Origin of the sequence: Mesorhizobium intechi, assembly GCF_002879535.1 — a bacterium.
Taxonomy (GTDB): Bacteria; Pseudomonadota; Alphaproteobacteria; order Rhizobiales; family Rhizobiaceae; genus Mesorhizobium; species Mesorhizobium intechi.
Map to the genome: position 1 here is coordinate 1 of NZ_PNOT02000280.1, position 11,659 is coordinate 11,659.

Here is an 11,659-nt window from a genome sequence, read left to right on the forward strand (position 1 = left end):
GCGCAGGGCCGGGCACCGGCCTCAACCTCGAGATCATGGCGCTGACGGCGGCGGTGGTCGGCGGCGTCAGCCTGGGCGGCGGGCGCGGCTCGGTGATCAAGGGGTTGATGGGCGCCGTCATCGTCTTGACCATGACCAACGGGTTGATCCGGCTGGGTTACGGCACAGGCACCAACCAGATGGTGCTCGGCATCATGCTGGCGGTGGCGGTGACCATCGACATCCGCTGGCTGAAGAACCGCCATAAGGTGCTGAACGAAGTCTATGTCGCGCCGGTCTACCTCAAGATGGGGGAGACACAGTCGGCGGCACCGGGCTCCGGCACGCCCTACGAACTCGACAACCGTCTGTCGGCGGCCGACCATATCGGGCTTGGCGAACTGGAAGGGCCGGAAGACGTCATCCTCGACCGCGACGACCATCTCTATTGCGGCACCCGTCATGGCGAGATCGTCCGGTTCTTCGCGCCGGACTATGTCAAATCGGAAGTGTTCGCCCATATTGGCGGCTTCCCGCTGGGCCTCGCCTTCGACAAGACAGGCAATCTGATCAGCTGCGTCGGCGCCATGGGGCTCTATTCCGTGTCGCCGCAGCGGGAAGTAAGACGCCTGTCGGCCGAGACCGCGCGCTCCTGGACGTCGATCGTCGACGATGCGCGGCTGCGCGATCCAAATGACTGCGACATCGCGCCGGACGGACGTATCTATTTCACCGACTCGACCAAGCGCTATGACGCCCATGACTGGGCGCTGGATTCGATCGAAAACCGCGCCACCGGCCGGCTGCTGGTCTACGACCCCAGGGACGGATCGACGAAGACGCTGCTCGACGGCTACCGCTACACAAACGGCGTGTGCATGGCGCATGACGGCAAATCACTGTTCTTCGCCGAAAGCTGGGCCTGCCGCGTGCATCGCTACTGGCTGGAAGGGCCGAAGTCCGGCACCGCCGAATGCGTCATCCGCGACATGCCGGGCTACCCCGACAATATCAACCGGGCGTCGGACGGCAATTACTGGATGGCATGGCTCGGCATGCGCACGCCGAGTTTCGACCTGTCGCTGCGCCATCCCGACATGCGCAAGCGCATGACGCGCCGTCTGCCGCAGGACGAGTGGCTGTTTCCCAACATCAACACCGGCGGCGTGGTGAAATTCAACGAGAAGGGCGGTATCGTCGAGGCGATGGGCGACCTCTCCGGCGGCGCGCATCCGATGGTCACTTCGATGCGTGAGCACAAGGGCTATCTCTTCGTCGGCGGCATCCTCAACAACCGCGTCGGCCGCTACAAGATTTCTGGGGCCGACCCGAACTGGACAAGCCCGGCTTCCTACTGGGGAGCAAAGCCATGATCCTCGATCCGATCCTGGACATGTTTCGCGGCAAGGCGGTCACCATCCCGCCGCTGGACGGCGCTTTCCGGCCCAACACGCGGCTGGATGAGGCACGAGCTTTCGCAGAGTTGAGCGAGCCGGACAATCTGCTGGTCTCCGGTGACCGGCTGCTCGCCACCAGCGGCAACGCCGTTTATTCGCTTGCTGCCGGAGCCGGGTCAAAGGTCGTCGAGACCTTTCCTTCGCCCATCACGGCGCTGGCGCGGTCGCCGTCGGGTGAACTGACGGTCGGGCTGGAAAGCGGCAAGCTGCTGGTTGCCGGCAAGGAGCTTTCGCTGCCGGCTGATATCAGCTGCATCACCACTCTCGCCTATGCCGAGGACGGCACAATGTGGCTGGCCAATGGTTCGGCCGAACATGCGCCCTCGCAATGGGCAGCCGATCTGATGAAGAAGGGCGCGTCCGGTTCGCTTTGGAAACGCGACGCGACAGGCGGCGAATTCCGCAAGGTGGCCGGCGATATTGCCTTTCCCTATGGGCTCCATCCCGCCGGCGACGATGTGCTGGTCAGCGAGAGCTGGCGCCATCAACTCGTTCGCTTCGACGGCGCGACGGGAAACCGCTCGGCAGTGCTGACGCATCTGCCTGGCTATCCCGCGCGGCTTGCGCCTTCGGGGGATGGCGGGGCATGGTTGAGCCTGTTCGCGCCGCGCAACCGGCTGATCGAATTCGTGCTGCAGGAAACGCGCTACCGCCAGGACATGATCGAGCAGGTGCCGCCGGCTTACTGGATCGCGCCGGCGCTGGCTTCCAGCCGAAGCTTCCTCGAACCGCTGCAATGCGGCGGCATCCGCACCATGGGCATCCACAAGCCATGGTCGCCGAGCCGCTCCTACGGGCTGGTGGTCAGGCTGGACCAGAAGCTGCAGCCGCAATTCAGCCTGCACAGCCGCGCCAACGGCACGCGCCACGGCATCTGCAGCGTGGCTGAGAAGGATGGCCGGCTGTTCATCGCTTCCAGGGGCGGCGACTGCGTGCTGGCCATAGACGCGGGAGGTTTCTGATGGAACCGATCGTTCGCCTGGAAAACGTCACCAAGACCTACCGCGGCGTGCCCGCGGTGAAAAATGTCAGCTTCGACTTGCGCAAGGGCGAGATCCACGCGCTGCTCGGCGAGAATGGCGCCGGCAAATCGACGCTGACCAAGATCATTGCCGGCGTTGTCGACGCCACCTCGGGCAAGATGTTCCACAAGGGTCAGGAGATCGCCTACGCGTCGCCGCATGCCGCCTTGGAAGCCGGCATTGCCATGGTGTTCCAGGAAACCAGCCTGGTGCCGTCGATGACGGTGGCGCAAAACCTCTATCTCGGCACCGAGAAATTCCTCAACCGGCTGCGCGGCACGTATATTTCAGCACAGCAGTTCCTGCAGTCGCTGAATTTCCCCGTCGATCCCAACGCCATGGTGGCGACGCTGGGCGCGGCCAAGCGGCAGATGGTCGAGATCGCGCGCGCTGTGCACCACAATGCCGAGATCATCATCTTCGACGAGCCGACGGCGACGCTGACGCCGGAGGAAAAACGCCACTTCTTCGCGCTGATCCGTCGGCTCAAGGCGAGCGGCGTTTCCATCGTCTTCATCAGCCACGCGCTGGAAGAGGCGCTTGCCATTGCCGACCGCATCACCGTTTTGCGCGACGGCGAACTGGTCATCACCGACGACACGTCGGCCTTCGACCGCGACAGGATCGTCGCCGCCATGGTCGGGCGCACATTGTCGGGGCAGATCTACCGTCAGCGTGACGAGGCGAAATTGCGCAAGGCCGGCAGGAAGGTGCTGTCGGTGCAGGACATCTCGATGAGCAATGTCGTGCGCAACAATTCATTCTCGATCTTCGAGGGCCAGATCACCGGCGTGTTCGGGCTGATCGGTTCCGGCCGCACCGAGACCTTCAAGATCATCTCGGGCATCTACAAGCGCGACTTTTTGCGTGGCGGGGCGATTGAGTTGGATGACAGGCCGGTGCGCTACCTCGTGCCGAGCGAAGCCGTTGCCGACGGCATCGTCTACGTCACCGAGGACCGCAAGAGTGAAGGCATTTTCGAGACAATGGGCATTGCCGAGAATCTGTTCGGGGGGTTGCTCGCCGCAGGCCGCGAAAAGGCCTGGGTGATCAACCAGCAGGAGATGCGGCAGCTGTCGGCGCAATGGACCAAGACGCTCAACGTCAAGGCGATCAACGACAATGCCAGGGTGGTCGAACTGTCCGGCGGCAACCAGCAGAAGGTGGTGATCGGCAAGGGGCTGGTGCAGCAGCCGCGCATCGTCATCTTCGACGAGCCGACGCGCGGCGTCGATGTCGGCGCCATCGCCGAGATCCATCAGATCATCAACCGGCTGGCGGATGAGGGATTGGCCGTCGTCGTCATCTCGTCCTACCTGCCGGAGATCATGAACCTTTCGGATCGGATTCTGGTGTGCCGACAGGGTCGCATCGTCGAGGAGTTTTCGCCGGCGGAGGCGACGGAGGAGAAGATCATGTACGCGGCGGTGCATTAGATTCAGGGTGAGGCCGGCCTGAGAATGGCGGCTTCCGGTGCTCACGTACTTCAGTACGCTCCGCTCCGGTTCCCAAAAGCCACCATTTTCGACTCGGCGTGACCTGACTCTAGACGCCGGCGCTGGCAAAGTGAATCGAGCCAATCGGTTGGGCGTATCTGCTCAGAACCTGATTCGAAAAACGAAGGGACCACTCCATGGCCGCGACAAAACTTCTCAACGATGCCGAGGTCGAAAAAATCCCGGCGGTGAAGGCCGTGTTCGACGATATCAGGGCGACGCGCAAATCGGATTTCGTCAACAATTTCTGGCGCGGGCTGGCCAATGATCCGGCGTCGCTGAAGCGGGTGTGGGAGCAGCTGAAGGCGGTGATGGTGGCCGACAGCGCCATCGATCCGCTGACCAAGGAGATGATCTACATCGCGGTGTCGACCGCCAATGGCTGCTCCTACTGCGTCCACTCGCACACGGCGGCGGCGCGGGCCAAGGGGATGACCGATGCGCAGCATGGCGAACTGGTGTCGATCATCGGGCTCGCCGGCCAGACCAACCATCTGGTGACGGCGATGCAGATCCCCGTGGATCCGCAGTTTGAGGTGAAGTGAGTGTGATTTCCCGCTGCGCCGTTACAAGATTGTGAGCGCGGGCGATGCGTAGGCAAACAGTAGCAAGCCTCTGAAATCTATGAGGTTCGACGCGCAGGGGCGATCGCCGCTGGCGCTCTTGCACGACCGCTGCCTGCAATTGCGCGGTTTATCCCGGCCGCTGTTAAGGAAGTGACATGGAAGGGCACTAAGGAAGCCCCATGCGATGCCGCTTGCCTGGGGGCGCGGCTCGCATGGTGGAGCCGGCATGAAAATCGTTCAGATCACAGACACCCATTTCAGCCCGACCAAGGCGCACTTCAACGGCAATTGGGCGCCGCTTGCCGCCTGGATCGAGCAGAGCGGCGCCGACCTTGTCATTCACACCGGCGACCTCAGCGTCGACGGTGCCGACAAGGATGAAGACATCGGCTTCTGCATGGATCTGATGCGCGAAATCTCCAAGCCGATGCTGCTGGTGCCCGGCAATCACGATGTCGGCCATCTCCCGGGTTCACTGCAGCCGGTCAATGCCGGGCGCCTCGAACGCTGGCGCCGGCTGGTTGGTCCCGATTACTGGATGGAAGACGCCGGGAGCTGGCGCCTCATCGGGCTCGACAGCCTGCTGATGGGTTTCGACGACGCTGAGGACGAGGCGCAGTTCGACTGGTTGCACGCCGCGCTGGAAAGCCGTGGCGGCCGGAGCATCGCGCTCTTCGCCCACAAGCCGCTGTTCGTCGATGCGCCCGGCGAGGGTGACACCGGCTACTGGAGCGTCAGGCCGGCGCAGCGCCAGCGCCTCTACGATCTGATCGCCGCTCACGATGTCGCGCTGTTTGCCAGCGGCCACCTGCACCGGGCATGGCAAGGCCAATACGAAAACACGTCGTTGGTCTGGGGTCCGTCGGCGGCCTTCGTGGTCGGCGACATGGAGCGCGACATGCCGGGCGAGCGGCTGCTTGGCGTCGTCATCCACCAATTCAGCGATACTGTCGCCAGCGAGATCGTCGCCATCCCCGGCATGACGGCCTACGTCCTCGATGAGGTGGTGGCCGAGGTCTATCCGCACGAGGCGCACAAGGTTCGACAGCGGGTCGCCTCATGAGCGCGCTTTCGCTTCGCGGTTTGAAAAAGTCCTTCGGCGGCAACGCTATTCTGAATGGCGTCAGCCTCGATATCGAAGCCGGCGAGTTCATCGCGCTCGTCGGCCCTTCCGGATGCGGCAAAAGCACCTTGCTGCGCATCCTGGCGGGGCTCGACCATGCCGACAGCGGCGAGATTTTCGTCGGCGGCAAGGACATGTCGCCGGTTGCCGCGGCCGACCGCAACATCGCCATGGTGTTCCAGTCCTACGCGCTCTACCCGCATCTGACGGCGGGACAGAACATCGCCGTGCCGCTCGCCATGAAACGGCTGAGCCGGCCGCAGCGCCTGCCGCTGGTCGGCTCCCTGCTGCCTGGCCAAAAGGATATTCGCACCGGCATCGCGCGCGATGTCCGCGAGATGGCGGGTTTGCTCAAGATCGACCATCTGCTCGACCGCAAGCCTGGGCAGATGTCGGGCGGCCAGCGGCAGCGCGTGGCGCTGGCGCGCGCCATGGTGCGCCAGCCCTCGATCTTCCTGATGGACGAGCCGCTCTCCAATCTCGATGCCAATCTGCGCGTCCATGCCCGAGGTGAGATCGTCGAACTGCATCGCCGCGCCGGCGTGCCGACACTTTACGTGACGCACGACCAGGCCGAGGCGCTGTCGATGGCCGACCGGGTGGCGGTGATGATCGGCGGCAATCTGCTGCAGCTCGCCGCGCCCGATGTGATCTACAACGATCCCGCCCATATCGAGGTCGCGCGTTTCGTCGGCCAGCCGCGGATCAACATCATCCCGGCGTTCGCCGAAAACGGTTATGTCGGCTTCGAAGGCATCCGGCTGGCTTTGCTGGAAAAGTTGGCGAACGGTCCGGTCAGCCTCGGCATCCGCCCGGAATTCGTCAAACTGTCTCCCAGCGGCCGGAGCGGCCTTTCCGGGATGATCGAACGGCTCGAGTTCCTCGGCTCGGAAGTCATTGCCCATTGCCGGCTCGAGGCCTCCGGCGACGCCGTCGTCGCCAAGCTGGCACCGCATGAGGCGAAGGACCTGATCGCAGGAATGAAGGTGGGTGTCGTCCTGGCTCCTGTGCAGGCGATGGTCTTCGGGCCGGAAGGAAAGCGGCTGCGCTTCGCGGCGAGCGCGCGGCGGGAGCCGGCCCATGTCTAGCGTCGCGCTGGCGGGCGATGTCGCCGGGGCCGCAGCACTGCGTGCGCGCAGCGAGAACCGGACCGCCTGGTTGCTGGCGGCGCCGGCCATCGTGCTGTTGCTGCTATTCGTGCTGTTGCCGGTGGCGGCCGTCATCTTCCTCGGCTTCACCGATTTCGAGCTCGGCTACGGCAAGTTTCGCTTCGTCGGCTTCGAGAATTACGCGCATCTCCTGAACGATCGCACCTTCCGCCGCTCGCTGTGGAACACCTCGGTCTATACCGCCATCGTCGCGCCGGTCTCGATCGTGCTCGGCCTGGGCGTTGCCCTGCTGATCGAAGGCGAGGGGCGGGCGCGCGGCTTTTTCCGCACCGTCTATTTCCTGCCGGTCGCCTCGCTGATTGTCGCCATGGCGACCGTCTGGCAATACATATTCCACCCGACGATCGGGCCGCTCAACGCGCTGCTTTCGCTTGCCGGCATTCCCGGCCCGAACTGGCTCGGCGCGTCGAACACCGTGCTCTACAGCCTGTCGATCATCGGCATCTGGCAGTCGGTCGGCTTCAACATGGTGCTGTTCCTGGCCGGCCTGACGGCCATCCCGCGCGAGCTCTATGCCGCCGCCCATGTCGACGGCGCGAAATCGGCGCTCGACCGGTTCTTCCTGGTCACCTGGCCGATGCTTGGACCGACGACGCTGTTCGTCGTCACCATCAGCATCACCAATGCGGTGAAGGTTTTCGAAACGGTGAAAATGCTCACCGACGGCGGCCCCAACAAGGCCTCCGAAGTGCTGCTTTTCACCATCTACCAGGAGGGTTTCGTCTATCTGCGCGTCGGCTACGCCTCGGCGATGACGGTCGTCTTCCTGGCGATCCTGGTCGTGCTGATGCTTGTGCAATACCGCGTGCTCGACCGGCGGGTGCACTACACATGAACAGCATCCCAGTTGGCCGCATCATCCGCTTCGCGCTGCTTTCGCTCGGCGCGCTGATGATCCTCGCGCCCTACATCTTCATGATCTCGACGGCGGGCAAGACGCAGAGCGACATCTTCACCTCGTCGCTGGCGCTGATCCCGCAACATTTCTATTTTGCCGAGAATTTCGCCAAGGCGCTTGCCAAGGTGCCGATGGCGACGCTGCTGTGGAACGGTGTCGTCGTCTGCGGCATGATCTTCTTCTTCCAGGTCGTGGTCGCGATCCCCTGCGCCTATGCGATGGCCAAGCTGAAATTCCGCGCCGCGCGGCTGATGATGGTACTGGTCATGCTCGGCCTGCTGGTGCCGATCCATGCCACGGCGCTGCCGCTCTATGTCGCCTTCGACGGGATGTCGCTCTTGAACAGCTACACCTCGCTGGTGGCGCCCTTCACCATATCGGTGTTCGCGATCTTCATGTTCCTGCAGTTCTTCCGCGCCATGCCCGACGACCTCTTGCACGCCGCGCGGCTCGACGGCATGTCCGAACTCGGCATCGTCGCGCGCGTCATCGTGCCCAATGCGTGGCCGGCGGTCACCGCCTTCGCCATCTTTTCCGTCGTCGCGCACTGGAACGATCTGTACTGGCCATTGATCGTCGTCAGCAAGCAAGCCTACGCCACGCCGCCGCTCGGCCTGATGTATTTCCGCGCCGCCGAGGCAGGCGACGACTACGGCGCGCTGATGGCCGCCACGCTGATCATCACAGTTCCTCTCGTCGCCGCCTTCCTGCTCGCGCAGAAGCGCTTCGTCGAGGGCATCACCATGACCGGTCTCAAAGGCTGACCGGGCCAACAAGGAGCACGACCAATGACGCATATTTCCAGGATTTTCGCCGCCGCGGCGGTGTCGTTGGCGGCAGCCTTTCCGGCCTATGCCGAGACGACCCTGACGGTTCACTACCCGATGCCCGGCTTCTTCAAGAACGTGATGGACACGATCTCGAAGAAGTTCATGGAGGAAAATCCCGATATCAAGATCCAGTTCGCCAGCCCGTCGGCGACCTACGAAGAGGGCATCCAGACCATTCTTCGCCAGGCCGGCACCGACGAGATGCCCGACATCACCTTCATCGGCCTCAACCGCCTGCGCATGCTCAATGAGCGTGACGTTGCTGTCGACCTCGGGCCGCTGGTCAAGAAGGAAGGCAATATGGCGGAGCTCGGCTTCTCCGACACGATCCTGAAGCTGGCCCAGGTCAACGGCAAGCAGGTTGGCCTCGCCTTCGCCACCTCCAATCCGATCATGTATTACAACGCCGACCTGGTGAAGGCGGCCGGCGGCGATCCGGACAATCCGCCCAAGACCTGGGATGAAGTCATCGCGCTGGGCGGCAAGATCAAGGCTCTCGGCAATGGCGTCGACGGCATCGACTTCCGCTGGCAGGGCGATGACTGGATGTTCTCGGCGCTGCTGTTCGGTGCCGGCGGCAAGATGCTGAACGAAGACGAAAGCAAGGTCGCCTTCAACGGGCCGGAGGGCGAGAAGGCGGTGGAGATCATCGAGCGGATGGTGAAGGAAGGCGGCATGCCGGTCTTCACCAAGCCAGCGGGCGAACAGGCGTTCGCGGCCGGCAAGGTCGGCTTTGAATTCCAGACCACTGGCGCGCTGGTCAACACGATCAAGAATGTCGGCGACAAGTTCACGCTGCGCACCGCCAAGATCCCGCTGATCGCTCCGGCGAACGGCCATCTGCCGACCGGCGGCAATGCCGTCGTCATCCTGACCAAGGACGCGGCCAAGCAGGAGGCGGCCTGGAAGTTCGCGAAATTCGCCGCCGGCCCCTATGGCGCCTCCGTCGTCGTGCCGGGCACCGGCTATGTCCCCAACAACGAGCTGGCTGCGAAGTCTCCCGAGTATCTCGGCGATTTCTACAAGCAGAACCCGCTGTTCCAGGCCGGGCTCAGCCAGATGCCGCTGATGGTTCCGTGGTATGCCTTCCCGGGCACCAACGGGGTCAAGGTGACGCAGACGATCGTCGACAATCTGTCGCGCGTCGTCGACCAGTCGGCCTCGCCTAAAGAAGCGCTCAATGACGCGGCCAGCGACGTCGAAGGCATGCTGCCGACGCAGTAAGGGCTACCACGGGTCTTGCCTTCTCCCCTTGTGGGAGAAGGCGAGAGAGCGCTACACCGGCCGATAAACCTTTTCGGCCGTATTCCAGAAGATGTCGGCCTCGGCTTCTGGACCATGTTTCGCCACGGCATCGCGGTGCGCCCTGATCAGCTCGGCGTGGCTGGTCCAGAGCTTCTCGATCGGGAAGTTCGAGCCGAACATCAGATGATCCGCGCCCAGAATGTCGATGGCGTTGTCGACGATGTAGGTGATGACAGCCGGGTCGTTGCGATGGACGAAGGTGCCGAGACCGGACAGCTTGGCGTGGAGATTGGGCGCTGCCGACAGCGTGCGCAGGCCGGCCTTCCAGGCCTCGGTGGTTTCTTGATCCGCGCCGGTCAGCATGCCGGCATGGGTGAGGATGAAGTTGGTTTGCGGGTTCTCGCCGACCAGCGTCAGCCCGTCCTTCATCTGGGCGGGGAAGAGCTGCAGGTCGAAGGACAGGCCGTAATCCTTTAGCCGCGCGACATTGGCGCGCACCTTGGGGTCGATGACCTGGTCAGCCGAGGCGGCGAAGCGGAAGGCCGGCGTCTCGTGCCAGTGTAGTTGCATGCGCACCCCGCGCAGCAGCCTGTATTGCATCAGCCGGTCGATCTGAGGCCGGACATCGTCGACCGTCATGTCGGCATAGCCGACGATGGCATGCGGCCAGCCGGTCTCGTCAGCGGTCCTTTGCAGGAAGGCGACTTCCTTCTCGAAATCCTCCTTTGCCCAGTTGGTCTGGACATAGACGGCTTTCTCGACGCCTGACCCCTTCTGGTCCTCGAGGAATTCGCCGATCGGATAGTCGCGACGGATCGGCTCGTAGGGGCCGAAGATGCGCGGCACCATCGGCCCGACCAGCCAGGGCTGGTCCTTCTGGCGCCAGATGTGGAAATGCGCGTCGATGGCCTTCTGCATCACGATACCCTTTCCCAGATTGTCGATGCCGTGGGGGCAGGGCGGGCGAGCGACAGGATGAAATCGGTGAGGCTGGTCAGCGACGAGCCGTCGATGAGATCGTCGAGATCAGGCAGGATGGCACGAAGCGCCGCCGTGGCCGGCCGGAAGCGCGGGTCGCCGGCCAAGGGCGTGGCCAGCGACAGCCGGAAGGCACGGGCGCTCAGCCGGCGCATCGCCGTCTGCAGTTCGGCATGATCGCCGCGCTCCAGTGCGTCGGACAGGATGATGACTGCTGCTCCACGCGCGAAGGACGAAAAGCGCGGCACGGAGAGAAAGGCGAGCAGCGTCGGCCCCATGCGGGTGCCGCCGTCCCAGTCGTCGACCTGGGCCGCCGCGCGGGCCAGCGCTTGGTCGCGGTCGCGGATGCGCAGCGCCGAGGTGATGCGGGTGAGCCGCGTGCCGAAGGTGAAGATCTCGGCGCGGTCAGCGCCCTGAACGGCGGCATGCGCCAGCTTGAGATAGTCCGCCGTGTGCCGCTTCATCGAGCCGGAGACGTCGATCAAGAGCAGCAGCTTGCGCGGCACTGTCTGGCGGCGGCGCAGCAGCGGCGAGGGCACGTCGCCATCGGCGCTGACGATTTCCCTGAGCGAGCGGCGCAAATCGAGCTTGCCGCGCGAAGGAGTACGCACGGTGCGGAAGGAGCGACGGGTGGGCAAAGCGAACGACAGTTTTCGGCGAAAGGCGGTCAGCCTGTCGTCGTCGCGCTGGAAGTCGCGTGTGCTCAACTGTTCCAGGGCCGAGGATAGCTCGCCACCTTCCTGGCTTTGCTCGGCTACGACCTGCTCGTCCTCGGCGCCGCCATCATCCCTGATGCGGGTTTCCTCGTCCGCTTCGCCTTCGACCATGGCTGAAGTGTTGCCGTAGAAATGGCTCTGGAAGTGGACTTCGAATTCGTCACGGCGATCGGGTGGCGG

11 protein-coding genes are annotated in these 11,659 nt (G+C 63.8%); 9 read left to right on the forward strand and 2 right to left on the reverse strand.

Annotated elements, in window-relative coordinates:
• From C1D09_RS24505 to C1D09_RS24545, 9 genes are all read left to right on the forward strand, one after another.
• Positions 1-1,352: SMP-30/gluconolactonase/LRE family protein (locus C1D09_RS24505; protein WP_208760425.1), on the forward strand; the 1,352-nt coding region annotated here is incomplete at its 5' end.
• Positions 1,349-2,398, forward strand: a complete 1,050-nt coding sequence (locus tag C1D09_RS24510; protein ID WP_143976680.1) for an SMP-30/gluconolactonase/LRE family protein — start codon at positions 1,349-1,351, stop codon at positions 2,396-2,398. The genes C1D09_RS24505 and C1D09_RS24510, both read left to right, overlap by 4 nt.
• Entirely contained in the window at positions 2,398-3,894 is a 1,497-nt protein-coding gene (locus C1D09_RS24515) for a sugar ABC transporter ATP-binding protein (RefSeq protein WP_143976681.1), read from the forward strand. The genes C1D09_RS24510 and C1D09_RS24515 overlap by 1 nt, the downstream gene beginning before the upstream one ends.
• Positions 3,895-4,091: 197 nt before the next feature.
• Positions 4,092-4,499 (forward strand): carboxymuconolactone decarboxylase family protein, encoded by a 408-nt coding sequence (locus C1D09_RS24520; protein WP_143976682.1) that lies wholly within the window; start codon positions 4,092-4,094, stop codon positions 4,497-4,499.
• A gap of 247 nt (positions 4,500-4,746) precedes the next feature.
• A complete protein-coding gene (locus tag C1D09_RS24525; RefSeq protein ID WP_143976683.1) occupies positions 4,747-5,583 on the forward strand; it encodes a metallophosphoesterase family protein in 837 nt (278 codons plus the stop codon).
• Positions 5,580-6,731, forward strand: a complete 1,152-nt coding sequence (locus tag C1D09_RS24530; protein WP_143976684.1) for an ABC transporter ATP-binding protein — start codon at positions 5,580-5,582, stop codon at positions 6,729-6,731. The genes C1D09_RS24525 and C1D09_RS24530 overlap by 4 nt, the downstream gene beginning before the upstream one ends.
• Positions 6,724-7,647, forward strand: coding sequence for a carbohydrate ABC transporter permease (locus C1D09_RS24535; protein ID WP_143976685.1), 924 nt, complete (start codon positions 6,724-6,726; stop codon positions 7,645-7,647). Before C1D09_RS24530 ends, C1D09_RS24535 begins: the two co-directional genes overlap by 8 nt.
• Entirely contained in the window at positions 7,644-8,474 is an 831-nt protein-coding gene (locus C1D09_RS24540; RefSeq protein WP_143976686.1) for a carbohydrate ABC transporter permease, read from the forward strand. Before C1D09_RS24535 ends, C1D09_RS24540 begins: the two co-directional genes overlap by 4 nt.
• 24 nt (positions 8,475-8,498) lie before the next feature.
• A complete protein-coding gene (locus C1D09_RS24545) occupies positions 8,499-9,764 on the forward strand; it encodes an ABC transporter substrate-binding protein (protein WP_143976687.1) in 1,266 nt (421 codons plus the stop codon).
• Positions 9,765-9,815: 51 nt separating this feature from the next.
• Here the strand turns inward: C1D09_RS24545 and C1D09_RS24550 are convergent, their stop codons facing one another.
• Together C1D09_RS24550 and C1D09_RS24555 are read right to left on the reverse strand one after the other, a co-directional pair.
• Positions 9,816-10,703, reverse strand: a complete 888-nt coding sequence (locus C1D09_RS24550; protein ID WP_167514734.1) for an amidohydrolase family protein — start codon at positions 10,701-10,703, stop codon at positions 9,816-9,818.
• Positions 10,703-11,659, reverse strand: a 957-nt coding sequence (locus C1D09_RS24555) for a vWA domain-containing protein (RefSeq protein ID WP_143976689.1), incomplete at its 5' end; no start/stop codon positions are given. The genes C1D09_RS24555 and C1D09_RS24550, both read right to left, overlap by 1 nt.

Bases quoted from the DNA above. Each gene is read 5' to 3' on its own strand.
- C1D09_RS24510 (WP_143976680.1), top strand. From the start codon at position 1,349: ATGATCCTCGATCCGATCCTGGACATGTTTCGCGGCAAGGCGGTCACC.
- C1D09_RS24515 (WP_143976681.1), top strand. From the start codon at position 2,398: ATGGAACCGATCGTTCGCCTGGAAAACGTCACCAAGACCTACCGCGGC.
- C1D09_RS24520 (WP_143976682.1), top strand. From the start codon at position 4,092: ATGGCCGCGACAAAACTTCTCAACGATGCCGAGGTCGAAAAAATCCCG.
- C1D09_RS24525 (WP_143976683.1), top strand. From the start codon at position 4,747: ATGAAAATCGTTCAGATCACAGACACCCATTTCAGCCCGACCAAGGCG.
- C1D09_RS24530 (WP_143976684.1), top strand. From the start codon at position 5,580: ATGAGCGCGCTTTCGCTTCGCGGTTTGAAAAAGTCCTTCGGCGGCAAC.
- C1D09_RS24535 (WP_143976685.1), top strand. From the start codon at position 6,724: ATGTCTAGCGTCGCGCTGGCGGGCGATGTCGCCGGGGCCGCAGCACTG.
- C1D09_RS24540 (WP_143976686.1), top strand. From the start codon at position 7,644: ATGAACAGCATCCCAGTTGGCCGCATCATCCGCTTCGCGCTGCTTTCG.
- C1D09_RS24545 (WP_143976687.1), top strand. From the start codon at position 8,499: ATGACGCATATTTCCAGGATTTTCGCCGCCGCGGCGGTGTCGTTGGCG.
- C1D09_RS24550 (WP_167514734.1), bottom strand. From the start codon at position 10,703: ATGCAGAAGGCCATCGACGCGCATTTCCACATCTGGCGCCAGAAGGAC.